Below are 23,087 nucleotides of genomic sequence, written 5' to 3'. Positions count from 1 at the left end.
CCATGGCCGGCCTTGCCGAAGTGGCGGGCAGCGGCGACGACAGCTTCTGGACCTGGCGCGAGGAAATGTATCGCACCGTCGGGCTGGTAAGCCCCGACGATGTCGAGGCGATCGCCGCCAAGCTCTATATGGAAATGCTGAAGGGCGGTTTCGGCCACGTCGCCGAATTCCACTACCTGCACCACCAGGCCGATGGCACCCCCTATGCCGACCCGGCCGAGATGTCGCTGCGCATCCTCGCCGCCGCCCGCACCACCGGCATCGGCCTCACGCATTTGCCTGTCTTCTACGCCCACGCCAATTTCGGCGGCGTCGCGCCCAATCCCGGCCAGCGGCCATTCCTGCACGATCCTGATCGTTTCCTCGCACTGCTTGAGCGGCTCGCGCCGCTCTGCCGCGACGCCGGCCATACGCTCGGCTACGCCATCCATTCGCTGCGCGCCGCAACGCCCGAGGAGATGCGCACCATCCTCGATGCCGCCCCCGTTGCCGGCCCGATCCACATCCATGTGGCCGAGCAGACCAAGGAAGTCGACGACAGCCTCGCCTGGAGCGGCCGTCGCCCGGTCGAATGGCTGCTCGACGAAATGCCGATCGATCAGCGCTGGTGCGCGATCCACGCGACGCACCTGACGGAAAGCGAACGCCAGCGCCTGGCGCGTTCCGGCGCCGTTGCCGGCCTCTGCCCCGCAACCGAGGCCAATCTCGGTGACGGCATCTTCCCGGCGGTCGACTTCATGGCTGAGGGCGGCACCTTCGGTGTCGGCACCGACAGCCATGTGGCAACCAGCGTCGCGGAGGAACTGCGGCTGCTCGAATACGGCCAGCGTCTGCGCGACCGCCGCCGCAACCGTCTGGCGACGGGCCCAGGCGCCTCGATCGGCCGCACCATTTTCGACGCAGCGCTGAAGGGCGGCGCCCAGGCGGCCGGTCAGAACACGGCGGGCATCACCGTCGGCGCACGCGCCGATTTCATCGTGCTCGACGGCGACAACCCTTACATCGCCGCCGCAAGCGGCAACCAGATCCTCGACCGCTGGCTGTTTGCGCTCGGCGGCGAGACTGTTCGCGACGTCATGGTCGCGGGCACGTGGAAGATCCGGAACGGACGCCACGATCGGGAGGAAGAGATCGACCGCGCCTTTGCGCGGGTGCTGATGAAACTCAAGTAATCGCCAAAGCCAATATCAAAACAGGGAACAGCTTTATGTCGATCAGCAAATTGAAACTCACGCTTGCCGCCACCGGCCTTTTGCTTGCCGCTTCCACCGGCAGCGCCAGCGCGTCCTATTGCGGCGACGGCAAGACCGTCATGTTCGCCGGCATCGATTGGGAGAGCGGCGCCTTCATCACCGAGGTGATGAAGACCATTCTTGCCAAGGGCTACGACTGCCAGGTGGATTCGATCCCCGGCAACTCGGTGACGCTGGAACAGGCGACCGCCAACAACGACGTCCAGATCTTCGCCGAGGAATGGCTCGGCCGTTCCGACGTCTGGAACAAGGCGGTCGAGGAAAAGAAGGTTGTCGCCGTCGGCAAGACCTTCGTCGGCGCCAGCGAAGGCTGGTTCGTACCGGAATATGTCATCAAGGGCGACGCCAGCCGCAACATCGAAGCGAAGGCACCGGATCTGAAGGCCGTCTCGCAGCTTTCCGATCCCAAGATGGTCGAGCTCTTCGCCGATCCGGAAGAGCCCACCAAGGGTCGCTTCCTCAATTGCCCCTCGGGCTGGACCTGCGAAGGCGTGAGCTCCGCCAAGCTCGAGGCCTACAAGCTCGGCGAAACCTATGTGAACTTCCGTCCGGGCACGGGCACGGCGCTCGATTCCGCCATCACATCCGCCTATCTCCAGGGCGAGCCGATCCTCTTCTACTACTGGTCGCCGACCGCGATCATGGGCAAGTTCAAGCTCGTCCAGCTCGAAGAGCCGGCCTATAGCGAAGCCTGCTGGAAGGAGCTTTCGAGCGCCAACGGCAAGCGTGACCAGGGCTGCGCCTTCCCGTCGGTGGACGTTTCCTATGGCGTCAATAGCACCTTCGCGCAGGAAGCCCCCGAGATCATCGCCATCCTCGAAAAGGCGACCTTCCCGCTCGAAGCCGTCAACGGCAGCCTCGCCTACATGGCCGACAACAAGGTCGATGCGACGGCAGCCGCCGCCGAGTTCCTGAAGACCAAGGCCGACGTCTGGGGCAAGTGGGTTTCGGACGAAGCCCGCGGCAAGATCGAAGCCAGCCTGAAGTAATCCCGCAATCGCCACTCGAACCCTATCGCACCTCCGTGTCGGTGGGGATCGAGCGGCCTGTTGCGACCATACCCGAGGCAAGCGCCATCGATGACCGCAGGAGGCGGCTGTCTATGGCCCGAGCAAGGAACGTTTCCGATGTTTCCGGATTCTCTCAATCTCTCCATTCGCGGGCCGGTGAACGAGTTCATCCAGGCGCTGGTCAGCGGCTATGGCTGGGTGTTCAAGGCGATCAGCGCCGTCATCCTGAAGGCCGTCCTTTTCATCGAATGGATCCTGCGCGGCCTGCCCTGGTGGGTCGTCATACTGATTTTCATGGCGCTCGCCTGGCAGAGTTCTAAGCGCTGGACCCTGACGGTCGCCGTCGGCGTCCTGCTCTTCTTCGTCGGCGTGCTCGGCCTCTGGGACCTGACGATGCAGACTCTGGCGCTGATGCTGATGGCGACGATCGTCTCGGTCGTCATCGGCGTCCCCATGGGCATCCTCGTCGCCAAGAGCCGTGTGATGCGCAACATCACGCTGCCGGTGCTCGACGTCATGCAGACCATGCCGAGCTTCGTCTACCTGATCCCGGCGCTCATGCTCTTCGGCCTCGGCAAGGTGCCGGCGATCCTCGCCACCATCATCTACGCCGTGCCGCCTCTCATTCGCCTGACCGATCTCGGCATCCGCCAGGTCGACCATGAGGTCGTGGAAGCGGCGACTGCCTTTGGCGGCAGCCCCAACCAGATCCTCTTCGGCGTCGAGCTGCCGCTCGCCACGCCAACGATCATGGCCGGCCTCAACCAGACGATCATGATGGCGCTGTCGATGGTGGTGGTCGCCTCGATGATCGGCGCACGCGGCCTCGGCGAGCAGGTGCTGAACGGCATCCAGACGCTCGACGTCGGCAAGGGGCTCGAAGCCGGCATCGGCATCGTCATTCTCGCGATCGTACTCGACCGCATCACGCAAGGTTTTGGCAAGAGCCGGACGGAGGATCCCCGCAATGGCTGATATCGAGATCCGCAACGTCTACAAGATCTTCGGACAGGACGCCAAAGCCGCGCTCGCCATGGCCAAGGACGGGCTCAACAAGAGCGAAATCCTTGCCCGCTCCGGCTGCAGCGTCGGCCTCAACAATGTCAGCCTGACGATCGGCGCCGGCAAGATCTTCGTGATCATGGGGCTTTCCGGCTCCGGCAAGTCGACGCTGGTGCGCCACATCAACCGGCTGATCGAGCCGACGAGCGGCGAAGTGGCGTTCGACGGCAGCAACATCCTGGATCTTGACGCAAAAGCGCTGCGCACCTTCCGCATGCACCGCGTCAGCATGGTGTTCCAGAGCTTCGCGCTGATGCCGCACCGCACGGTGCTGCAGAACGTCGTCTACGGCCAGCGTGTGCGCGGCCTGCCGAAGGCTGAAGCCCGCGACATCGGCATGAAGTGGATCGAGACCGTTGGCCTTGCCGGCTACGACGCCAAGTTCCCGCACCAGCTCTCAGGCGGCATGAAGCAGCGCGTCGGGCTCGCCCGGGCGCTTGCCGCCGATACCGACGTGATCCTGATGGACGAGGCCTTCTCGGCGCTCGACCCGTTGATCCGTGCCGACATGCAGGACCAGTTGCTGCAACTGCAGCAGAACCTTTCAAAGACGATCGTCTTCATCACCCACGATCTCGACGAGGCGCTGCGCATCGGTTCGGAAATCGCCATCCTCAAGGACGGCCAGGTGGTGCAGGTCGGCACACCGGACGATATTCTGCAACGGCCGGCCAACGATTATGTTGCCCGCTTCGTGCAACGCCGACAGGGACGACCGGAAGCCCATGAGTGAGAATGTAGTTCTCGATGCGCCGCTGACCTGGAAGCAAATCGCGGCGGTTGCCAGTGGCGCACCGCTCGCGCTTTCCGATGCGGCACGCCAGCGCATCGTCCATGCCCGCAGGATCGTCGATGCGCTGGTCGAGTGCGGCATCCGCGGTTACGGCATCAATACCGGCGTTGGCGCACTCTGCGACGTCGTCATCGACCGCGACAACCAGCGGGCGCTGTCGCGCAACATCATCCTCAGCCACGCCTGCGGCGTCGGCGAACCGCTCGCCCGGCCCGAGGCCCGCGCGGTGATGGCGGCGCAGATCGCCAACTTCGCCCACGGCTATTCCGGCGTGCGCATCGAGACGGTCGAGGCGCTGCTGGCGCTCCTCAACGCCAACCTCATCCCCGACATTCCGTCGCGCGGATCGGTCGGTTATCTCACCCATGCAGCGGCGATCGGCCTCGTCTTGATCGGCCACGGTACCGTCGATGACGGCACCGGCAAGATTGGCGGCGCCGAGGCGCTCGCGCAGATCGGGCTAAAACCACTCAGGCTCGAAGCCAAGGAGGGTCTCAGCCTCGTCAACGGCACACCCTGCGCCACCGGCCTTGCAGCCTTGGCGCTGTCGCGCGCCGCCCACCTCTTCGACTGGGCGGATGCCGCCGCCGCCATGACCTATGAAAACCTCGGTAGCCAGGCGAATGCCTTCGCCGCCGGCCCGCTGGCGCTTCGTCGCTCGGACGGATTGGATGCGGTCGGAGCAACGCTGCGCACCTATCTCGCCGACAGCCCGATGCTGGCAGAGACCGCCGGCACCCGCACACAGGATCCCTTGAGCCTTCGCGCCGTGCCTCACGTGCATGGGGCCGCGCGCGATGCGCTCGCCCAGATAACAGAAGTCGTCGACCGCGAGCTTGTAAGCCTCACCGACAACCCGGCCGTGTCGGGCACGCCTGAGGCGCCAGAGGTACATTCGCAGGCCCATGCGGTCGGGGCTGCCCTCGGCCTTGCCATGGACAGCCTGGCGGTCGCCGTCGCCGAGGTCGCTGCCATTTCCGAGCGCCGCATCGACCGGCTGGTCAATCCGCTGGTGAGCCGCCTGCCGGCCTTCCTTGCCGGCGACAGCGGTGTTGCCTCCGGCTTCATGATCGCGCAATACACCGCTGCCTCGCTTGCCGCCGAAAACCGGCGCCTGGCCGCACCCGCCAGCCTTGACGGCGGCATCACCTCGGCGCTGCAGGAGGATATCCTCACCCATGCGACGCCGGCCGCCTGGAAGGCACTTGCGATCGCCGACAATCTCGAAACGATCCTTTCGATCGAGCTGCTCGCCGCGGCGCAAGCCTATGACCTGCAGCCGCGCGGCCGTGCCGCCCGTACCGGCGCGCTCTACCAACGCATCCGTGCGGAAATTCCCACCTATGCCGACGACCGGCCGCTCAACGGCGACTTCGCCCGCATGCGTACACTCATCGAAGGAGGCACGCCATGAAGGTCCTGCGCGCGAAAGACTACAAGCGCATGCCCTGGAAGAACGGCGGCGGTGAGACGGTGGAGATCGCCGTATTTCCGGAAAAAGCCTCGCTCGGCGATTTCGACTGGCGCGTCAGCATGGCGACGGTCGCCACCGATGGCCCCTTCTCCAGCTTCCCCGGCATCGACCGCACGCTGTCCATCCTTCAGGGCAAGGGCATGCGGCTGATGATCGAGGGGCGCGCACCCGCCTTGATGACCGGCGAGACGGCGCCGCTCCCCTTCCCGGCCGACGCCGCAACCTCGGCGACGCTCGTCGATGGTCCGATCGTCGACCTCAATGTCATGACACGGCGCGGCAAGCTCGCGCACTCGGTTCAGCGCCTGGCGATAGACCACCCCCACAGGGCGGAAAGCCTGGGGGGCACGACCCTCCTGCTTTGCCACGGCGGCGCCGTGCGGCTGGCCGCAGGCGAGACCACTGCCGATCTCGCAGCGGGCGACACGGCTGTGCTCACGGGCGCAACCGCCGTCACCATCGAACCGGCGGCCTCTGCCGTCCTCTTCCTGATCACCATCGACAAGCCGGCCGCCTGATCGGGCGCCGGCTCGCATCGTTCAGCCGCGCTTGAGATGCAGCAGCGGATAGGGCCGGCCCGCATCGTCGACAGGTGAACGCCCGACCACCTCAAAACCCATCCGCTGGTAGAAACCGGCGCCCGACACATTCTGCTCGTTGACGTCGACCGTCAGCACCGGATGCAGGCTCATCGCATGCTCGACGAGCCGCCGGCCGACACCTGCGCCGCGCGCGTCGGCATGGACGAAGAGCGAGTCGATCTGCGCCCCGCTCATGCCCATGAAACCGAGCGCCTGGTCATTTTCGTCCACGGCAATCCACAACTCGGCGGCCGGCAGATACTGGTCGCGCACCAGCACCTCGATTGCAGCAAAATCCTCCGGCGTCAGGAAATCATGGGTGGCGACGACGGCGCTACGCCAGATCTCGAAGGTGCGCGGAAAATCGGATGGACGGGAGGGGCGGATGGAAATGGTCATGATGCAATCGCTTCTGAAAATGCGGCGGCGGCGAGGCGTGCCGCGCGTCCGGTTGAGGCCAACGCAGCTTTGCGCGGGCGCCAGCCTGTGAAGATGTCCGGTCCTGATCCGGTCCGGCCGAGCCGCGCACCTTATCCGCAGCCCCGACGATCGCAAGCAATCTCTGCACCTGCGGTTTTCAGGCCACGCCGGTTAAGAATTCAGCAACCATATTTCATGTTCCCCGGGGAACAGCACAATTGACGCCACACGATAGTCTCCATGTCACGGTTTTTAACCACACATCAACAAGCGCAGGACATGGGGGACAAGGACATGATCAAAACCGCTTTCGGCGTCAACGTCACCGTACTGGTCTTCTCGATCACCGTGATCGCGATCATGCACTTCGCCCTGTCCCAATATCGCGCAGCCGAAATCGCCAACATCGACCTGCCGGACTACACGACGATCACTTCGTCGATTCATCGCTGAAGCGACCTACCCCGCGGCGGCAGCCGGGCAGCATGCCCGGCTGGTTTCTACGCACACCCTCTCAAGCCGCATCTGCAGGCGCTGCCATCGATGATGACGGCGCCTTTTTGCATCGATCATCGGCTCCATGTATGGCCGAAGGGATTATGATAGGGAACGCTGACTGAACGAATCGTCGCTCAAGACAGCGTTGACAGCATATCCAGGAAGGCCCGAAATGACGGATCCGCAAAACGAACTGAAACTCAGCGCCTTCACCTTCCACGAACAGGCCGTCCGCGCTTCGGTCGGCGGAAAAGCATTGGCACTTGATGCACTCGAGCTCGGCGGCGAAATCCTGGTGGTCCTCACTTGGCTCGGCAATACCGAGCGCGGCCTGCGCAAGCCGGAATATGTCCTGCCGTTGAGCGCCGTGGCGCACCAGGCGCTGAGCAGCGATGCAGAGGCGAAATACAAATGGGCCATTGGCGCGCCACTGCCGCAATCGCTGTTCGACGGCAGCGCGTCGCGGCAGTTCAGAAGGCAAATCGGGGTCAAGAGCGGACCGGCGCTGACCTTGCCCTTGAAGCCGCTGCACCATTGACCTGACGCAGACTGCCTCCTGCGCGACCAGCGGGTCGCGCAATGGGGCTGTTCGGGTTCCGGGACGGTGCACAGCGGTATGCCGATCCATCGTTCAGTGACGGTTCGTCAAATGAGGGAAGACAGCATCAACCGGCACCGTCTGGCTGGGCCTTGGCGGGTCCTTCCTCTTTGGCAGATGGAACTGCTTTGCCCATGCATCAATATCGTTTGCGAACGAGGCCGACGAACGGTTCGTAACCTCCATGAACATATAGAGTGCGCGGTTGTACCATTCAGGCGGCTCTACAACGTCGTCATCGTCAAACATCGACGTCGCGAAACCCTCTGGCAAACGGGATATGAGCTCGCCACTCCAGGTGCGAAACTCCTCAAGGTTTTGCATAACGTCGTTGTCAAAAAGATGCTGACAGGAGGTGACACGGTCACTCAAAACTTCTCGATGCAGGTTCCTTGCATTGACACAAACCCTGATGGCGAGCGTCAAACTTTGCTTGTCCCAACTTGGCTGGAACGTGTTTTTATCTACAAGTTCGTCGAACAATCGAAACTGTTCGCTGTAGTGCCTGAGTCTACCAGGCAAAAAGTCAGCGACCCGAGCCACGGCTAGTTTGGACGGGAGCATGGAAATCTCGATTGTTTCTCTGTGGCGCTGCTCTTGTTTGGCATCGCTCTTGATCATTTCACTGATCGTGTAGGCCGCCGCGCCTACTGCGAGCAGGCCCGTCAGCAGCGTCTGAAATTCTTTGAGAAACTCGAAGTACCCGTCGCCAGGTTTCCCAAACATTGCCGCGGGCAGCGTAGCGGCAAGTATTATCACCACCACATGCGACACCATTCTCGATCCGCGACCGTCGCTCATCGCATCTCCCCTCCCCGTAGAAGAACCCCTAGCTGCAAAAATAGGGCATGCGGCAGTGCAAGTCACGATCGCTGCGCTCTGGTGGGAGGGGTCCGATGACCAGCTCCCTTGCTGCCATTCATGTCGCCAAGAAGAAGCTCGGCCTGGACGATGACAGCTACCGTGCCAAGCTCACCCACATCACCGGCAAGTCTTCGACCAAAGACATGACCGAGCAAGAACGTCAGAGAGTGCTCGCGGTCTTCCGCAACGAAGGTTTTCAACCGGTGCCGAGCGCGCCCAGGCCGAACGGTCGCGCCAGCTCTCCGGCCGCTTTGCCGGCAAGCTGCGGTTCAACCTGACGCGCCTGGCGCCGATGCTCGAGGACGTCCGCGAGCGCCTAGCGGGCGTGATCCTGGAGAACCTCGACTGGTCGGAGTTCTTCGATCGAAGCGGAGTTGACCTATTCGGTCGGCGGCGGCAAAGGGACGCCGGCACGTGAACTGATCATCTCGAAAGGCACTCAGTGACAGACAACCCGCGACCCTCGGTGAAGCCGACACAGCATTGACTGAGGCGAAACCGGGCTCGACATGAACTTGGTGATGTGACGGCAATAAGCTCTTTGCCGTCGTCCCGCCGTCTCAGGACACAAGACGGATCAAATCACCCGTGTCTTGCGGACGTTTCTTGATCGACGCTATCGGGATGGATGTGGAAAAATGGTAGCGGAGGAGGGATTCGAACCCCCGACACAAGGATTATGATTCCTCTGCTCTAACCTACTGAGCTACTCCGCCGGGTACCGCGTCAGGGCTTCGAAGTGGAAGCCGTCTTGACTGGACGGGCGGCTTATACGGCCCGCTTCCGTCCACTGTCAACCCAAGTCTCCGGGAAAATGTGAAGTTTTCACAACAGCCCGGAAATCAACGGCTTCAGGCGGCTGCCTGCGCCGAGAGCAGGGCCTTCAGCGCGGCTTCCGCGCCGGCTTCGCGTTCCGATTTGCGAATAAATCCGCCGCCATAGACGCGCGCATCCTCGCCGACGCCGGAATAGAGCGCGCAGGCCTGGCCGGGCGCGATGCCGGCTTCGCCCTCGGCAAGCTCCACATAGATGCCCTCGTCGTCCATCGCGAGCACGGCCGGCGCCGGCTGGCGGGTGGAGCGCACCTTGGCGAAACATTCGAAGCCACGGGCGGCTGCCGCCTCGACGTCCTCGTCGCCTAGCCAGTTGACGTCGCGCAGGTAGACGCGGCGCGTCTCCAGCGCTTCCTTGGGGCCGACGATGACGCGGCGCGAGCGGGCGTCGAGATAGACGACGTAGAGCGGCTCGCCGGTCGCAACACCGATGCCGCGGCGCTGGCCGATCGTGTAGTGCAGGATGCCCTCATGCGTGCCGAGCACGCGGCCATCAAGATGCACGATGTCGCCGGAGAGTGCTGCATTCGGCTTCAGCTTTGAGACGATGTCGCTGTACTTGCCCTGCGGCACGAAACAGATGTCCTGGCTGTCGGCCTTCTGGGCGACAACAAGGCCCATCTCTTCGGCGAGCTTGCGGGTTTCGGCCTTGGAGAGGTGTCCCAACGGGAAGCGCAGGTAGTCGATCTGCTCCTGCGTCGTCGCGAAGAGGAAATAGCTCTGGTCACGGTCGGCATCCGTCGGCCGGTAGAGTGCCCGCTGGCCGGCATAGCGCGGGTTCGGGCTCGGGCGCGAGCGGATATAGTGGCCGGTCGCCAGCGCATCGGCACCGAGTTCCTTGGCCGTCAAAAGCAGGTCGGCAAACTTGACCGTCTGGTTGCAGGCAACGCATGGGATCGGTGTCTCGCCGGCGATATAGCTTTCGGCGAAGGGATTGATCACAGTTTCGCGGAAGCGCGCTTCGTAGTCGAGCACGTAATGGGGAATGCCGAGCGTTTCGCAGACGCGGCGCGCATCGTCGATGTCCTGGCCGGCACAGCAGGAACCGGCCCGGTGCACAGCGGCGCCGTGATCGTAGAGCTGCAGCGTGATGCCGAGAACGTCGTAGCCCTCGCGTTTGAGCAGGCCGGCAACGACGGAACTGTCGACGCCGCCGGACATGGCAACGACGACACGCGTATCTTCGGGCTTGCGGTCAAAATCGAGACTGTTCACGGGATCCAATCCGGCCTTCGGGCGGCAACCTTGCGCCTGCCCTGTTTCACGCTTCATGCGATGCTTTGCCGAGCAACTTTCGGCCCACGGCATCTTCGGCTCCGCGGCGGCCGGCATCAATCGGATGCATAGAGCGCGTCGCGGTACTTTCAGTTCCGCGACATATAGAAACTTGTCCGTCCGGCGGCAAGGCCGGCCGCTGCGGATGACATGCGCGTGCCTGGCCCTAAAGGCGTCAGATCAGCTTCAGCCGCATGGCGCGGGCAATCGCCTGCATGCGGTTGACGGCATCGAGCTTGCGGGTCGCGCTCTTGAAGTAGCTGCTGACCGTATAGGTCGAGATCCCCAGGATGATGCCGATCTCGTCGCTGCTCTTGCCGGCAGCCGCCCAACGCAGACATTCCAACTCGCGGCTCGACAGCTTTTCGCGTGCGGTATTGCCGGTGTCGAAGGTGCGCTCCAGGCATTCGAAAAGCTGAACCAAAGTGAGATACAGCGTGGCGCGCTCGACGCCGGCAGGCGCCTCCCGGCGCCCCGACAGCATGGCGATGAAGGGATCGCCGCCGCTTGTGTGCAGCAGCACCGCGAAATGGCGCGCCATCTCCGGATGGGCGAGCAGCCGGTGCACCATCGCCTCGTCCGCAGGCTTGGCCGCGACATCGAGCAGTTCGGCCCCGCCGGTTACCGGCAGCTTGGTGAAACGCAACTTTTCGACCAGCCCGCTCGACTGGAACGTCTCGCAGGCGTCGTATTGGCGCACCAGTTCGGACGGCCAGTTGCTGAGCACCAGCCGCTCGGAAAAGCGCTGCTGTTCGGCCAGCGGCATGCGCGCGATCATGAAATGGCCGAAGCCATAGCGCGCGATCAACCGCCGCATGAGATGCAGAAGTTCGTACTCGGTGCGCACCGTGGCCGTATCGATGTCCGAAAACATCTCCACCGTTTCAGCCTCGCGCAGCAAGGCCGGTTCATGCGATTCCTTCATCTGCGATCACCACATCCCCGGCGCCACCGCACCGGTCGAGAGAAATACAAACAACGCCCCACATCGTCAGGAGCATGAAATTCACCCGGCAGACGAAATAAAACTGCCGCTACCGGCCTGCCCGCGAAAGAAACGCGTCCGGTTGTGAAAAATATGACGATGCACCAAGAATGAATGCGGGAGCGTACATACGACGCTCATCCTTATTTCGGGGCTTCGTTACCAAAAATTTTAGTTAAAGTGAAATGTGGTATTTGCATGGCTCCCATGTCAATTCCGGGAGAATCCGGATTGTTCTCAAGCGTTTCCACAAGTCGGGGAAATATTGCCGCAAGTTTTGGGGGACGCCGCACATGGGCAAAGGCCCATCGGAAGTGTCTCAAATTATGAGCAAATTGTTACTTGACGCTTAGGCAAATGTTAAATGTGGCAGGCTAAGGTCACGGTCATATGGTCTTGAGTTTGTGTAGAGAGTCCCATGACCGAAATGATGCGACCACGCGTGAAATATGTCATCGGCCCCGATGGCAGCCCTCTGACGATTGCGGATCTGCCGCCGGCGAATACCCGGCGCTGGGTAATCCGCAGGAAGGCTGAGGTTGTTGCCGCCGTGCGCGGTGGCCTGTTGAGCCTGGAAGAAGCGTGCGAACGCTATACCCTTACTGTCGAGGAGTTCCTGTCCTGGCAGTCCTCGATCAACGATCACGGTCTCGCCGGCCTGCGCACCACTCGCATCCAGCAGTATCGCCACTAATTTCGCCCATCACAGGGCCATAGGTCGCGCGGCGGCTCCGGGTTCCCCGGGGCCGCCGCCGTCGTTTTTAAAGGTCCCGTGCGGACCGGCATTGGTTGCGTTTCGCGAACACACTGTGCACCGGCGATGGCCGAGCGGGCGATTCCGATTTGCGAAAAACTGCGCTAGCTTCCACGCAGACAAACCCGTTCACCAAGGAAGGTTGCCATGGAAATCTTGCACGAGGAAACTGGATCGCACGGCCGCTACTCGACATCAGTCGAAGGCCATACCGGTGAAATGACCTATTCGCGCACCTCGCCGCAACTGATCATCGTCGATCACACGCTCGTTCCGGATGCCCTGCGCGGCAAGGGCGTCGGCCAGGCCCTGGCCAAGCATGCGATCGAGGAAGCCCGCAAGGGCGGCTGGAAGATTATCCCCCTCTGCCCTTTCATGAAGGCCCAGGCGATGCGGCATCCCGAATGGCAGGATGTCATCCAGGGTTGAGACACCTGCGCCGGCGGCGGCGGCACAAATCTTAAATCGAAATCGCGTGCACCTTAAAAGAACCACGGCGCTGTCGGTCCCGAAACGAGAAGACCCGCCCGGATGCCGAGGCATCGGGCGGGTCTTTTTGTCTTGTCACGATCGTGCCGGATCGGATCATGCCAACCGCATGATCCGTCAAGGATGGAACCATCTGCTCCGAAACGGGCTATCGGCCCGTCCAACGGACAAATCCCCCTTGCCGCATCCGGCTCGGGGTTCAAATCACCCTTTGGACCAAGGCGTTACGGCCCGCTGCGCCGGATTGTGGCGCAGGAGCCGCAGCTATGCCCGCAGGCGGGTCGACGTGTCCCGCTCTTCGAGGGCCGCCGCCTTCGCGAATTCGGCCTGCACTTCTTCGAGCGCGAGTTCGGCAGCATCCTGCTGCGTCTTCAGCTCGCGAATGGAGACCTGAAGATTGTCGGCTCTCTGACGTGCGGCCTTGGCGAAGGTGGGATAGGCGAAGTGCTGGGGATCGGAGATACCCGACTTCTTCTCCTCGAAAATAATCTGATTTTCCAGATCCTTGGTCATCCGTTCGAACTCAGCCATCATCATCTGAAGCTGGTTCAGCTGACGCTGCTTCTCCCGGACCTGAAACTCCTTCAGGCGGACAAGGCTCTCACGTGCTTTCATACGCAATACTCCCGTGGATAACGAGACCCCGGTTACTGATTTGCCCGCGAGCCGGCCCGAACAGGGCCGGAAACGAAAAATCTTCAGCGATATTAACAAAAGCCTACCGCTGGTAACCTTTCGTTTACGGGCATCGTTAATCATAGGCGTGATGATTTAAGGCTCCGTAAATGCTGAGGCACGAAATGTGACCGCCCCGGCATTAACGAGTCAGAAGAGTCAGATAACGGGATTTCCTCATGTTTCACATGAGATTAGCCGTTCTGGATTCACGTTTGAAATCAGGAGACTGCTAAAAATATTTAACAAACTCGATACACCTTGCCAGAGGGAATCAGAATTTGTTAACCATTTGGTGGCAGCCTCCAAATCAGGCAACGACTGGATCCGTATCGCGTAAGGGTGCCACGACAACCTTGGGCGGCGGAAAAGGGGAAGAATATGCGGGTTCTATTAATTGAAGACGACAGTGCAACGGCTCAGAGCATTGAGCTGATGCTCAAGTCCGAGAGTTTCAACGTCTACACCACCGATCTCGGTGAAGAAGGCGTCGATCTCGGCAAACTTTATGACTATGACATCATCCTTCTCGACCTCAACCTGCCGGATATGTCCGGCTACGAAGTCTTGAGAACGCTGCGTCTTTCCAAGGTGAAGACGCCCATCCTGATTCTTTCGGGCATGGCCGGCATCGAAGACAAGGTTCGCGGCCTGGGCTTCGGCGCAGACGACTACATGACCAAGCCGTTCCACAAGGACGAACTGGTCGCTCGCATTCATGCGATCGTCCGCCGCTCCAAGGGCCACGCCCAGTCGGTCATCTCCACCGGCGAGCTTATCGTCAACCTGGATGCCAAGACGGTTGAAGTGGGCGGACAGCGCGTCCACCTGACCGGCAAGGAATACCAGATGCTCGAACTGCTCTCGCTGCGGAAGGGCACGACGCTTACCAAGGAAATGTTCCTGAACCACCTCTACGGCGGTATGGACGAGCCGGAACTGAAGATCATCGACGTCTTCATCTGCAAGCTGCGCAAGAAGCTCGCAAACGCCGCCGGCGGCGCCAACTACATCGAAACCGTCTGGGGCCGCGGCTATGTGCTGCGCGAGCCGGATGGTGCCGAATACGCCGAAACTGCCTGATTCCCTGCCAGGGCTTGCACCGATCCCCGCATGATGCGGGCCCGACATTCGAGAGTTTCGCAAAACCCGCCTATGAGGCGGGTTTTGTTTTGCGTGAAAGAGACCACGCCTACCGGTTTTGCGATGATATTGCCCCAGATCCAGGGCGCACCGCCCTCCCCTTCCCAATGATCGAAATCCCTGTTCGGCTCGCCGGGTTGGCACAACAAAAAGCCGCGGCAAACGCCACGGCTTGATTTCGCTGCAAGCATGCCAGGATAAGGCGGCTCAGGCCGCCATCGACTGGCTCGCAAAAACGCTGGTCAGGATCTTGCGGTCGAAAGGCTTCAGCAGGAAGTCGTCGGCACCAGCCCGCTTGCCGGCCATCATCTTCTTCAGGTCCGCTTCGACGACGCAGTAATAAATCCGCACCGACGGGCCGTTCGGCAGCCGGCGAATGTTGCCGATAAGCTCGAGCGCGCCTTCGAGACCTGCGTCGATGATCAGGATGTTCGGGAGTTCCGCTTCGCAGCGCACGAGCGCCTCAAGGCTGTTCGACGCCTCGTAAACCATAAAGCCCATGCCGGAGAGGATACGTTTTCCAACTTTCCGGACGACATCCGAGCCGTCGGCAATCATCAAACGTCGCATGTCCAACTCCCTTCGCCACTTACCTATACGCGTATCGGCATTCTTGAAACAACTCTATACAAATTTGGGAAAGATTTCGTTACGGAGTTTGCTTAACGAAGCTTTTTCGCGCGAGATCAACCCACTGAAAATGTTAAATTTTCCAAGATCCGGGTGACAGTAAAACGCTTATGGCAGATACGTTTCCGCCGGATGCGATGGCACCCGGCGGATGTCGAGACGTCAAGAAATCGGGGCGCCTGGCGCCGCCGACTTAAACCTCAGGCTGCATCTTGGCGGTGAAGATGATTTCCTCTCCGGTCGAGGTGACGGCGATTTCCATGCCCGCCTCCTCGCCGAGAAGCACCGTGTAATAGGGCTGGATCGAATGGGCGTCGACGGCCTCTTCCGGCGTGCCGGACAGGAGTTCCACCAGCCTTGGAGGCACGCGCATCATCCGGCCCTTGGCGACGAGCGTGAACACGGCGTCGAACTCCGGGTTCTCGAGCGTCACGTCGATCGAGCCGCCGCGTGGAATGGCGCCGTAAGCGATCAGGAAGAGGTTCAGGAGCAGCTTGACCCGGTTCTTGGCAATGATCGCCCGCGGGCCGTGCCAGTTGACCTCGGTCTTCTTCTCGGCTGCGGCAAAATCCTTCGCCGCCTTTTCCGCTTCGCCGGTATCGATCGACGCACCAACCGAGCCCGACGCGCCGAAGGCAAGGCGCGCAAACTTCAGCCGGACCGAGGCGTTGAGCGCGCTCGTGCGGATGAGATCCATCGCATCGGCGTCGGCCCCGCCCTCGTCGAGCAATTCCAGGCCGTTGTTGATGGCGCCGACCGGGGAGATGATGTCGTGGCAAACCCGGCTGCACAGAAGCGCGGCCAGATCGGGTCCCGTCAATGTCAGGTTCGGATTCGTTGCCATCTTAGTTCCTTGTTTGGTGCCATCGGCCGTCGCCTGGAGCACGCGCCGTGGTCACGCCGGTAAAGCCTCCTGCGTGAAGACGCAAGTCATGAGCTGCCCGGCGCAGCCGTTCATCAGTGGAACATAATGACACCACATTTGGTAAACCGATTGTTAAGACCATCGGTTCAAATTGCATGGAACTGGTCCAGACCCCACCTGGCCGCGCAGTGATCTGACTGTCGGCCACTGCAAACCCGCAAGCGAGCAAATTTCGCGCCTGACGGAGGATATGATGCATCAGATCATGAAGGCTGCCACATCGGCTGGCCGTGTTGTCCTGGCCACGATGTTTCTGGTCGCCGGCGCCCTGTCCGTCGCGCACGCCCAGTCGGCGAACAACAACAGCCAATACACCATGCAGGAAATCGTCGATGCCGGTCACGGCTTCTTCGGAGAAACCTCCGGCGGCCTTGCCAAGGTCGTCGAACGTGCCTTTGAACGCTACGGCCTGCCGAACGGCTACATTCTCGGACAGGAAGGCTCAGGCGCGTTCATCGCCGGCCTCACCTATGGCGAAGGCGAGCTCAACACCAAGAATGCCGGACAGCACAGCGTCTTCTGGCAGGGTCCGTCGCTCGGTATCGACTGGGGCGGCCAGGGCAGCCGCGCCATGATGCTGGTCTACAATCTGCCGAGCGTGCCGGCGCTCTACAAGCGCTTCGGCGGTGTCTCCGGCTCGGCCTATGTGGTCGCCGGCGTCGGCATGACGGTGCTGACCGACGAGAACATCGTCGTGGTGCCGATCCGCACCGGCATCGGCGCACGCCTCGGCGTCAATGTCGGCTACCTCAAGATGACCCAGAATCCGACCTGGAATCCCTTCTAAGACCGTTGCCGGACCTGCCTGTTGCAAAATCCGGCACCATAGACTTGCAGCGCACGAAACGTCATGTTTAGTGCAAGGAAACGGAAGATGGAGCGCCTGCCGTGCCCTTTGTGGCCGGGCAGGCGGTTCGGTTTCCGGTCCAGTTTCGAAACGGCCAGCTCGTGATCCAATTCTCGCTTCTCTTTGCCCTGGGCTTTCTGACGGCGATCATCATCGGTCTCCTGGTCGCACCGGCGATCCACCGCCGCATCGTGCGTTTCGCCGAGGACCGGCTGAAGGCGACGATGCCGCTCAGCCCCCAGGAGGTGCGCGCGCAGAAGGATGCGGCCCGCGCCGCTTTTGCCGCCGAGAATGCCCGCACGCTTCAGGCCCTGAAGCGCGAACGGGACAAGGGCGTGTCTCTGATGCTCACAAACGAGAAGAGCCTGCAGGAAGCCCGTCGCCTCAGCGGCGAAAACGCCGATCTGCATGCCCAGCTTGCCGACATGAACGTCGAGGCGGCAGACATGCGCTCGGCCATCCGCCAGTTCGAACAGCGCCTGGAGCGGATGAAGGCGACGCTCGACAGCGTCGAGCGGGACAACGCCGGCAAGGCCGACGAGATCAGGAAGCGTGACGTTCAACTCGCCCAGGATGCTGCCGAGACCGACAATCTGCGGATCAACCTGGCCGCACGCGACACCGAGGTCGAGCATCTGAAAAGCCGGATCGCCACGCTGCGCGACGAGCGCGAAGCCCTGCGCGGCGACTTGAAGACCGAGACCACCCATGCAAAGGAAATGGAGCTCCGCCTGTCGCGCGACGAAACCCGCCTGCACCGGCTGGAAGACAAGCTTGCGCGCGAAATGGCAACCAGCGCCGATCGCGAGAGCGCGCTTGAAAGGCGCGCCGGTGAAATCGAGAGATTGAAGGCCAAGGTGAAGGACACCAACCAGGAAATGCGTGACGCCGCCAAGGCCCTGCGCGCCGCCGGCGTCGCCTTTCCCTTGCGCCGCGACCGCAAGCCGGCATCCGAGCAGACGGGCAATGGTGCTGCAGCACCGGTCGAATTGGCAAACGGGGATTCCGGCTCCGTTGTCGCCGCCGACGACCTGCGCAATCGCGCCACCGCCCTTTCGGAGCGCCTGACCAACTCCAAGTCCGCAGCCCATGACGAAGCGCTGCGCGACGAAGTCGCTGCAATCGCCGCAGGCATGGTCGCGCTGACGGCGGCGAATGAGGGCGCCACCTCTCCCATCCCCAGCCTGCTCTCGGGCGAGGAAGAAGGCACAGCCAACAGAAAAAGCCTGGCGAAGCGCGTCAAGGATATTCTTCCGCGCGAGTAGGCGCCCGCAGCCGTCGGGGACTGCCTGCCCTCACACCAGCGCGACCCCTCAGATACGGCCGTTGATCAATGCCACCTGGTGCAATGCGATGCCGGCGGCGGTCGACACGTTGAGGCTGTCGAGCCCGGGCCGCTGGCGGATGCGCGCGGTCTGGATCGCGGTCATCACCGCTTGCGGCAGTCCCTCGCCCTCGGTCCCCATCAGAAGCGCCGTGCGCGGTGCCGGAGGGATTGCGCCGATGTCTGTCGTTCCTGCCGGCGACAGCCCCCAGATCGCAAAGCCTGCATCCTGCAGCCGCTCAAGCATGGCGGCGACGGAACCCTCGCGAGCGAAAGGCACCGTCAGCACGGAGCCGACGGAAACGCGGATCGCCTTGCGATACATCGGATCGCAGCTGGTCTCGTCCATCAGCACCGCATCGACCCCAAAGGCCGCCGCGTTGCGGAAAAGCGCACCCATGTTGTCGTGGTTGGAGATGCCGCAGGCCGCCAGCACCAGGCTCGACGTCGGCAGAGACGCGATCAGCGCATCGCGATCCGGTTCGCCTTCGCGGCGCCCGAGTGCCAGCACGCCGCGATGCATGTTGAAGCCGGCGATCGCGTCGAACACCTGCGCGTTCGCCACATAGACCGGGACGTCAGGCGGGAAACGCCGAAGAATGTCGCCGACGCCCTCCAGACGGTTTTCCAGAAGCAGGAGGGCCTCGGCGGCAAAACCGCGGCCGGCCGCGTGCGCGGCGGCCAGCATGCGTAGCACCACGGTGCCCTCGGCAATGAAGCGGCCCTGCCGCCCCGTCAGATCGCGCTCCTTGATCGAGACGAAACCGGCGATCCGGGGATCGGCGGGATCGTCGATGCGCAGGACGGGCGGGAGGGCGCCGGACATTTCGTCAGTTCGTCCGAACGGTGATATCCGCGACGATGCGGCCGGTGCCGATGTCGAAGACGATCGCGCGCGGCTCGGCACCGGGCAGGTTGCCGTAGAACAGCACCTGCGAGCCCGAAAGCGCGACATTCGTCACGGTGAAGCCGGCGGGCAGCGCGGCAACGGCGTTGAGCGGCGCCTCGCTCGGAACGACCGCGGCGGACGTCTGGGCCGGCGCCTTCTCATCCGTACGCGTCAGCTTGTAGACAATCGTTCCAAGGACAGCCATAAGCATGACCAACATGACGCCTGCCGAGACGAGCTGCAGCTTCACCATCTTGCGGCGGACATTTTCCATCGCCGGATCTAGCGGCTTGTCTTCCTGGTCATCGGGCTCGATTGCGGTCATGGCTGGCCTTTTTTCGGATTTTTAACGGAATGAACGACCCCTTTAAACAAGCAACGGCCAATAGGAAAGTCCTGACGGCGGGCGAGGATGCCGCAGGACGGCTCGATTCCTTCCTGACGGACGCACTTTCGGGTGAATTCTCCCGCAACCGTATCAAGGCTCTCATTGAGCAGGGTGCCGTGTCGGTCAACGGCAGGCCGGTGAGCGAGCCGAAGAAGAAGGTCCAGCCGGGGGACATCTTCGAGATCGACCTCCCGGAGCCGGAAGATCCCGAGCCGAAGGGCGAGAACATCCCCCTCGACGTGCTTTATGAGGACAGCGACCTGATCGTGCTGTGCAAGCCGGCCGGCCTCGTCGTGCATCCGGGCGCCGGCAACTGGACGGGCACGCTCGTCAATGCCCTGATCCACCACTGCGGCAGCAGCCTGTCGGGTATCGGCGGCGTCAAGCGCCCCGGCATCGTCCATCGCCTCGACAAGGAAACGAGCGGCGTCATGGTCGTCGCCAAGAACGATGCGGCCCATCGCCATCTCTCGGACCAGTTTGCCGACCACGGCCGCACCGGCCCGCTCGAGCGCGCCTACCGGGCGGTCGTCTGGGGCAGGCCACGGCAGTTGAAGGGCACGATCGACGCGCCGCTCGGCCGCGCCGGCGACCGAACGAAGCGCGCGGTCAAGCGCGAGGATAGCGACGACGCCCGCGAGGCGATCACCCACTACGAGGTGGTCGAGCGCTATCTCGAAAAGCCCGACGGCACCTCGCTCGCCTCGACGATCGAATGCCACCTGGAAACGGGCCGGACCCACCAGATCCGCGTGCACATGGCCCATATCGGCCATCCGCTGATCGGCGATCCCGAATACGGCGCGGCCTTCAGAACCAAGGCGAACCTTCTGCCGGATGCCGCCAAGGCCGTTGTCAACCAGTTCCACCGTCAGGCGCTGCACGCCTTCATGCTGCAGTTCGAGCACCCGTCGACCGGCGAGACCATGCATTTCGAAGCGCCGATGCCGGACGACATGGCAGCGCTGATCGAAGCGCTGCGCAGCGGAGAGTGACCGCCCCTTGAAATCCGTCGGAAGAATTCCGATCTAAAGCGAGCCTCTATTCGTGACATTTCCGTCGCTCCGGCGTCACATCCTTGTGAACCGGACTCCTTGAATCATGCTTTCGCCGTACTTATTTTCTACGTTCGTGGGGTCTTGACGAAGACCCACATGCCCGGCTTGCCGACCGGAGGCCGGAGACTAAAAAGGGGGGTGCTTCATATGGCCCGAAACAATTTGCCGACCATTGCCGCTGGAGAAGGCGGCCTTAATCGTTACCTCGACGAAATTCGCAAGTTCCCGATGCTTGAGCCGCAGGAAGAGTACATGCTCGCCAAGCGGTACCAGGAACACGACGACCGCAAAGCGGCGCACAAGCTTGTCACCAGCCACCTTCGCCTCGTCGCCAAGATCGCGATGGGTTATCGCGGCTACGGCCTGCCGATCGGCGAAGTCGTGTCGGAAGGCAATGTCGGCCTGATGCAGGCCGTGAAGAAGTTCGAGCCCGATCGCGGCTTCCGTCTCGCCACCTATGCAATGTGGTGGATCAAGGCGGCGATCCAGGAGTACATTCTGCGCTCGTGGTCGCTGGTCAAGATGGGCACGACCGCCAACCAGAAGCGGCTGTTCTTCAACCTGCGTCGCCTCAAGGGCAAGATCCAGGCACTCGATGAGGGTGACCTGAAGCCGGAGCATGTCAAGGAAATCGCCACCACCCTCAAGGTGAGCGAGGACGAAGTCGTTTCGATGAACCGCCGCCTGTCCGGCGACGCCTCGCTCAATGCGCCGATCAAGGCGAGCGAGGGCGAGTCCGGCCAATGGCAGGACTGGCTCGTCGACGACCACGACAACCAGGAAGAAATCCTGATCGAGCAGGACGAGCTCGAAAGCCGCCGGGCGCTGCTTGCAAACGCGATGAAAGTGCTCAACGACCGTGAGCGCCGCATCTTCGAGGCACGCCGCCTGACCGAAGATCCGCTGACGCTCGAGGATCTTTCGGCCGAATTCGACATCAGCCGCGAACGCGTCCGGCAGATCGAAGTTCGTGCGTTCGAAAAGGTCCAGGATGCCGTACGCAAGGCAGCGCTGGAGCGCGCCAACTCCCTGCGCGTCGTCGAAGGCGCCTAAGGCAACCGCAGCAACTTAAAGCGGCGGTTCTGCTTCAAGAACGCGAAACCCAATAAAAAACCCGGCGGTTGCTTCCGCCGGGTTTTTTGTATCTTCGGTTCTTGTCGAGCTTACTGGCTGTTGCTCTCGGCAGCCGTACCCGTCGCCGACCAGGCGCGCATAGCCTGGTTGAAGGCATCCGTGCCGCTCTGCCCCTTCTCAAGCGTCAGAAGCGCACGGCGACCGTTGCGGTAGGTCAGCGGGATATCGATCCAGCTGCGGCTGCGCAGCAGCTGGGTGTTGTTGCCGATGGCGTCCGTCGCATCGTTCAGAGCGATCATATGGAAGTCGTCGGTGATCTTGGCCGGAACCGCGATCAGGGCGTCGCCCCGATCCTGCTCGGTCCGCTTCATCGATACGCGTTGGACGCTGTCGATGGCGCCGCCCTCGAAATTCGACGGCAGCGAGAACACGAACTCGATGACGTGGCTTGCCGGCAGCGACGGATCCGCGTTTCGCTTGATCGTCATCAGCGCGGTCAGGCCGCGGTCCGGAACGGTGATCTGGGCCTGGATCGCCGGCTCGGGCTTGGCATCGCCGCCGGGCGATTCCTCCTTCACCGACCACGCCACGGTTCCCGGAACGGCCGTGGGCGAAGACTGGCCGAGACGCTCCTCGTAGAGGAACATCTTCTCGCCGGTGGCAAGGGCGACTTCAGGCTGGTTCGGCTGGCCGGCCGGCTGACCAGTCGCGGGCGCTCCGGCCTGGCCGGCCGTGCCACCTTGACCGCTCGCCGCTTCGACAGGCTTGCCTGCTTCCGTCTGCGGCGCCACGGACTTGCCTTCCTGCGCAGCGCTCTCGCCCGTTGGGTTGGCCGGGCCGTCGTCGGTCTCCGATCCGTCCGCCATCAGGCGCTGCGTGAACTTCGTCGAGTTGTTGTCCGGCGCAACCGTATCGTCATGCGCGGCCGGTTGCTGGGTGGCCGTTTCGCCAGCGGGCTGCGGTGGCGTGCTTTGCTCGGCCGGCGTTCCGCCAATGCCGGACACCGCCGAGCTTATCGACGACACCATGCCGGAAATCCAGGCGTTGCCGGCCTCGCGGTTCTGCCAATAGGCAAATCCGCCGCCGCCAAGCACGAGCAGGGCGACGCCCGCAATGACGAGACGCTTTACGCTGAAACGCGACGGCTTCGGCGTGGCCCGGTAGGATGTCGGCCTTGGCGCTGCTGGGGTTGCTTCGCCAGCCCGTTCCGGCTCGCGCGCTGCCGCCGTGGCTCCGGCTCCCGCC

Annotated in this window: 24 protein-coding genes, 1 tRNA gene and 2 pseudogenes; 16 read left to right on the top strand and 11 right to left on the bottom strand. The window is 62.6% G+C overall.

Going from position 1 to position 23,087, the window contains the following annotated elements; translation table 11 throughout:
• The 6 genes from hutF to L981_RS03990 all read left to right on the top strand — a co-directional run.
• The coding region (gene hutF, locus L981_RS04015; protein WP_043611929.1) for a formimidoylglutamate deiminase at window positions 1–1,172 on the top strand (1,172 nt) is incomplete at its 5' end.
• Between the two features lie 35 nt (window positions 1,173–1,207).
• The gene (locus L981_RS04010; protein WP_043611928.1) at window positions 1,208–2,242 is read left to right on the top strand and encodes an ABC transporter substrate-binding protein; all 1,035 of its coding nucleotides are present in this window, start codon (window positions 1,208–1,210) and stop codon (window positions 2,240–2,242) included.
• A 138-nt stretch (window positions 2,243–2,380) separates the two neighbouring features.
• Complete coding sequence (locus L981_RS04005; protein ID WP_043611926.1) at window positions 2,381–3,238, top strand: proline/glycine betaine ABC transporter permease; 858 nt, start codon at window positions 2,381–2,383, stop codon at window positions 3,236–3,238.
• The gene (locus L981_RS04000; protein ID WP_052201568.1) at window positions 3,231–4,058 is read left to right on the top strand and encodes a glycine betaine/L-proline ABC transporter ATP-binding protein; all 828 of its coding nucleotides are present in this window, start codon (window positions 3,231–3,233) and stop codon (window positions 4,056–4,058) included. Before L981_RS04005 ends, L981_RS04000 begins: the two co-directional genes overlap by 8 nt.
• Window positions 4,051–5,532 (top strand): histidine ammonia-lyase, encoded by a 1,482-nt coding sequence (gene hutH, locus L981_RS03995; RefSeq protein WP_043611923.1) that lies wholly within the window; start codon window positions 4,051–4,053, stop codon window positions 5,530–5,532. Before L981_RS04000 ends, hutH begins: the two co-directional genes overlap by 8 nt.
• On the top strand, window positions 5,529–6,110 hold the full coding sequence (locus tag L981_RS03990; RefSeq protein ID WP_043611921.1) for a HutD family protein: 582 nt from the start codon (window positions 5,529–5,531) through the stop codon (window positions 6,108–6,110). The genes hutH and L981_RS03990 overlap by 4 nt, the downstream gene beginning before the upstream one ends.
• A gap of 21 nt (window positions 6,111–6,131) precedes the next feature.
• Here L981_RS03990 and L981_RS03985 read toward each other — a convergent pair whose 3' ends face one another.
• The gene (locus L981_RS03985; protein ID WP_043611918.1) at window positions 6,132–6,572 is read right to left on the bottom strand and encodes an acetyltransferase; all 441 of its coding nucleotides are present in this window, start codon (window positions 6,570–6,572) and stop codon (window positions 6,132–6,134) included.
• A 315-nt stretch (window positions 6,573–6,887) separates the two neighbouring features.
• Between L981_RS03985 and L981_RS34360 the strand changes: the two genes are divergently transcribed.
• Both L981_RS34360 and L981_RS03980 read left to right on the top strand, forming a co-directional pair.
• Window positions 6,888–7,046, top strand: coding sequence for a hypothetical protein (locus tag L981_RS34360; RefSeq protein WP_156133954.1), 159 nt, complete (start codon window positions 6,888–6,890; stop codon window positions 7,044–7,046).
• Between the two features lie 217 nt (window positions 7,047–7,263).
• Window positions 7,264–7,629, top strand: coding sequence for a hypothetical protein (locus L981_RS03980; RefSeq protein WP_043611915.1), 366 nt, complete (start codon window positions 7,264–7,266; stop codon window positions 7,627–7,629).
• 93 nt (window positions 7,630–7,722) lie between these two features.
• Here the strand turns inward: L981_RS03980 and L981_RS03975 are convergent, their stop codons facing one another.
• Complete coding sequence (locus L981_RS03975) at window positions 7,723–8,490, bottom strand: hypothetical protein (protein WP_043611913.1); 768 nt, start codon at window positions 8,488–8,490, stop codon at window positions 7,723–7,725.
• A gap of 95 nt (window positions 8,491–8,585) precedes the next feature.
• Between L981_RS03975 and L981_RS34965 the strand changes: the two are divergent.
• Window positions 8,586–8,920: pseudogene (locus L981_RS34965) on the top strand (phage protein GemA/Gp16 family protein); the annotation flags it as partial.
• Between the two features lie 272 nt (window positions 8,921–9,192).
• On the opposite strand, the gene L981_RS03965 reads toward L981_RS34965, so the two are convergent.
• From L981_RS03965 to L981_RS03955, 3 genes are all read right to left on the bottom strand, one after another.
• Window positions 9,193–9,269, bottom strand: a tRNA-Met gene (locus L981_RS03965).
• Between the two features lie 135 nt (window positions 9,270–9,404).
• On the bottom strand, window positions 9,405–10,658 hold the full coding sequence (gene mnmA, locus L981_RS03960; protein WP_052201569.1) for a tRNA 2-thiouridine(34) synthase MnmA: 1,254 nt from the start codon (window positions 10,656–10,658) through the stop codon (window positions 9,405–9,407).
• Between the two features lie 178 nt (window positions 10,659–10,836).
• Entirely contained in the window at window positions 10,837–11,586 is a 750-nt protein-coding gene (locus L981_RS03955; RefSeq protein WP_034806462.1) for a LuxR C-terminal-related transcriptional regulator, read from the bottom strand.
• A 478-nt stretch (window positions 11,587–12,064) separates the two neighbouring features.
• Between L981_RS03955 and L981_RS03950 the strand changes: the two genes are divergently transcribed.
• Both L981_RS03950 and L981_RS03945 read left to right on the top strand, forming a co-directional pair.
• On the top strand, window positions 12,065–12,340 hold the full coding sequence (locus tag L981_RS03950; protein ID WP_003527546.1) for a DUF1153 domain-containing protein: 276 nt from the start codon (window positions 12,065–12,067) through the stop codon (window positions 12,338–12,340).
• 207 nt (window positions 12,341–12,547) lie between these two features.
• Complete coding sequence (locus tag L981_RS03945; RefSeq protein ID WP_043611908.1) at window positions 12,548–12,829, top strand: GNAT family N-acetyltransferase; 282 nt, start codon at window positions 12,548–12,550, stop codon at window positions 12,827–12,829.
• A 324-nt stretch (window positions 12,830–13,153) separates the two neighbouring features.
• On the opposite strand, the gene L981_RS03940 is transcribed toward L981_RS03945, so the two are convergent.
• Window positions 13,154–13,504, bottom strand: a complete 351-nt coding sequence (locus L981_RS03940; RefSeq protein WP_043611906.1) for a hypothetical protein — start codon at window positions 13,502–13,504, stop codon at window positions 13,154–13,156.
• A 441-nt stretch (window positions 13,505–13,945) separates the two neighbouring features.
• Here L981_RS03940 and ctrA point away from each other — a divergent pair, with 441 nt between their 5' ends.
• Window positions 13,946–14,647, top strand: a complete 702-nt coding sequence (gene ctrA, locus L981_RS03935) for a response regulator transcription factor CtrA (RefSeq protein WP_025424706.1) — start codon at window positions 13,946–13,948, stop codon at window positions 14,645–14,647.
• 267 nt (window positions 14,648–14,914) lie between these two features.
• Here ctrA and L981_RS03930 read toward each other — a convergent pair whose 3' ends face one another.
• Together L981_RS03930 and chpT are read right to left on the bottom strand one after the other, a co-directional pair.
• The gene (locus tag L981_RS03930; protein ID WP_034806707.1) at window positions 14,915–15,277 is read right to left on the bottom strand and encodes a PleD family two-component system response regulator; all 363 of its coding nucleotides are present in this window, start codon (window positions 15,275–15,277) and stop codon (window positions 14,915–14,917) included.
• 253 nt (window positions 15,278–15,530) lie between these two features.
• Window positions 15,531–16,181, bottom strand: coding sequence for a histidine phosphotransferase ChpT (chpT, locus tag L981_RS03925; protein WP_043611903.1), 651 nt, complete (start codon window positions 16,179–16,181; stop codon window positions 15,531–15,533).
• Between the two features lie 274 nt (window positions 16,182–16,455).
• Here chpT and L981_RS03920 point away from each other — a divergent pair, with 274 nt between their 5' ends.
• Together L981_RS03920 and L981_RS03915 are read left to right on the top strand one after the other, a co-directional pair.
• Window positions 16,456–17,049 (top strand): DUF1134 domain-containing protein, encoded by a 594-nt coding sequence (locus L981_RS03920; RefSeq protein ID WP_082005878.1) that lies wholly within the window; start codon window positions 16,456–16,458, stop codon window positions 17,047–17,049.
• A 161-nt stretch (window positions 17,050–17,210) separates the two neighbouring features.
• Window positions 17,211–18,374 (top strand): hypothetical protein, encoded by a 1,164-nt coding sequence (locus L981_RS03915; protein ID WP_043611932.1) that lies wholly within the window; start codon window positions 17,211–17,213, stop codon window positions 18,372–18,374.
• Window positions 18,375–18,422: 48 nt separating this feature from the next.
• Here the strand turns inward: L981_RS03915 and L981_RS03910 are convergent, their stop codons facing one another.
• The gene (locus L981_RS03910; protein WP_043611900.1) at window positions 18,423–19,259 is read right to left on the bottom strand and encodes an RNA methyltransferase; all 837 of its coding nucleotides are present in this window, start codon (window positions 19,257–19,259) and stop codon (window positions 18,423–18,425) included.
• Between the two features lie 4 nt (window positions 19,260–19,263).
• Window positions 19,264–19,647: a hypothetical protein gene (locus L981_RS03905; RefSeq protein WP_034806447.1), complete on the bottom strand. Its 384-nt coding sequence runs from the start codon at window positions 19,645–19,647 to the stop codon at window positions 19,264–19,266.
• Window positions 19,648–19,676: 29 nt separating this feature from the next.
• Here L981_RS03905 and L981_RS03900 point away from each other — a divergent pair, with 29 nt between their 5' ends.
• Window positions 19,677–20,705: an RluA family pseudouridine synthase gene (locus L981_RS03900; protein ID WP_043611897.1), complete on the top strand. Its 1,029-nt coding sequence runs from the start codon at window positions 19,677–19,679 to the stop codon at window positions 20,703–20,705.
• Between the two features lie 210 nt (window positions 20,706–20,915).
• The gene (rpoH, locus tag L981_RS03895; RefSeq protein ID WP_043611895.1) at window positions 20,916–21,821 is read left to right on the top strand and encodes an RNA polymerase sigma factor RpoH; all 906 of its coding nucleotides are present in this window, start codon (window positions 20,916–20,918) and stop codon (window positions 21,819–21,821) included.
• Between the two features lie 110 nt (window positions 21,822–21,931).
• On the opposite strand, the pseudogene L981_RS34960 reads toward rpoH, so the two are convergent.
• Window positions 21,932–23,087 (bottom strand): annotated as a pseudogene (locus L981_RS34960) (hypothetical protein); the annotation flags it as partial.

Origin of the sequence: Ensifer sp. ZNC0028 (genome assembly GCF_000799055.1) — a bacterium.
Taxonomy (GTDB): Bacteria; Pseudomonadota; Alphaproteobacteria; order Rhizobiales; family Rhizobiaceae; genus Ensifer.
Note: the sequence above shows the minus strand (reverse complement) of the source record. Positions and strands in the feature narration are given on the sequence as shown.

Excerpts from the sequence above, each read along its gene's own strand:
- L981_RS04010 (WP_043611928.1), top strand. The coding sequence starts at position 1,208 with ATGTCGATCAGCAAATTGAAACTCACGCTTGCCGCCACCGGCCTTTTG.
- L981_RS04005 (WP_043611926.1), top strand. The coding sequence starts at position 2,381 with ATGTTTCCGGATTCTCTCAATCTCTCCATTCGCGGGCCGGTGAACGAG.
- L981_RS04000 (WP_052201568.1), top strand. The coding sequence starts at position 3,231 with ATGGCTGATATCGAGATCCGCAACGTCTACAAGATCTTCGGACAGGAC.
- hutH (WP_043611923.1), top strand. The coding sequence starts at position 4,051 with ATGAGTGAGAATGTAGTTCTCGATGCGCCGCTGACCTGGAAGCAAATC.
- L981_RS03990 (WP_043611921.1), top strand. The coding sequence starts at position 5,529 with ATGAAGGTCCTGCGCGCGAAAGACTACAAGCGCATGCCCTGGAAGAAC.
- L981_RS03985 (WP_043611918.1), bottom strand. The coding sequence starts at position 6,572 with ATGACCATTTCCATCCGCCCCTCCCGTCCATCCGATTTTCCGCGCACC.
- L981_RS34360 (WP_156133954.1), top strand. The coding sequence starts at position 6,888 with ATGATCAAAACCGCTTTCGGCGTCAACGTCACCGTACTGGTCTTCTCG.
- L981_RS03980 (WP_043611915.1), top strand. The coding sequence starts at position 7,264 with ATGACGGATCCGCAAAACGAACTGAAACTCAGCGCCTTCACCTTCCAC.
- L981_RS03975 (WP_043611913.1), bottom strand. The coding sequence starts at position 8,490 with ATGAGCGACGGTCGCGGATCGAGAATGGTGTCGCATGTGGTGGTGATA.
- mnmA (WP_052201569.1), bottom strand. The coding sequence starts at position 10,658 with ATGAAGCGTGAAACAGGGCAGGCGCAAGGTTGCCGCCCGAAGGCCGGA.
- L981_RS03955 (WP_034806462.1), bottom strand. The coding sequence starts at position 11,586 with ATGAAGGAATCGCATGAACCGGCCTTGCTGCGCGAGGCTGAAACGGTG.
- L981_RS03950 (WP_003527546.1), top strand. The coding sequence starts at position 12,065 with ATGACCGAAATGATGCGACCACGCGTGAAATATGTCATCGGCCCCGAT.
- L981_RS03945 (WP_043611908.1), top strand. The coding sequence starts at position 12,548 with ATGGAAATCTTGCACGAGGAAACTGGATCGCACGGCCGCTACTCGACA.
- L981_RS03940 (WP_043611906.1), bottom strand. The coding sequence starts at position 13,504 with ATGAAAGCACGTGAGAGCCTTGTCCGCCTGAAGGAGTTTCAGGTCCGG.
- ctrA (WP_025424706.1), top strand. The coding sequence starts at position 13,946 with ATGCGGGTTCTATTAATTGAAGACGACAGTGCAACGGCTCAGAGCATT.
- L981_RS03930 (WP_034806707.1), bottom strand. The coding sequence starts at position 15,277 with ATGCGACGTTTGATGATTGCCGACGGCTCGGATGTCGTCCGGAAAGTT.
- chpT (WP_043611903.1), bottom strand. The coding sequence starts at position 16,181 with ATGGCAACGAATCCGAACCTGACATTGACGGGACCCGATCTGGCCGCG.
- L981_RS03920 (WP_082005878.1), top strand. The coding sequence starts at position 16,456 with ATGCATCAGATCATGAAGGCTGCCACATCGGCTGGCCGTGTTGTCCTG.
- L981_RS03910 (WP_043611900.1), bottom strand. The coding sequence starts at position 19,259 with ATGTCCGGCGCCCTCCCGCCCGTCCTGCGCATCGACGATCCCGCCGAT.
- L981_RS03905 (WP_034806447.1), bottom strand. The coding sequence starts at position 19,647 with ATGACCGCAATCGAGCCCGATGACCAGGAAGACAAGCCGCTAGATCCG.
- L981_RS03900 (WP_043611897.1), top strand. The coding sequence starts at position 19,677 with ATGAACGACCCCTTTAAACAAGCAACGGCCAATAGGAAAGTCCTGACG.
- rpoH (WP_043611895.1), top strand. The coding sequence starts at position 20,916 with ATGGCCCGAAACAATTTGCCGACCATTGCCGCTGGAGAAGGCGGCCTT.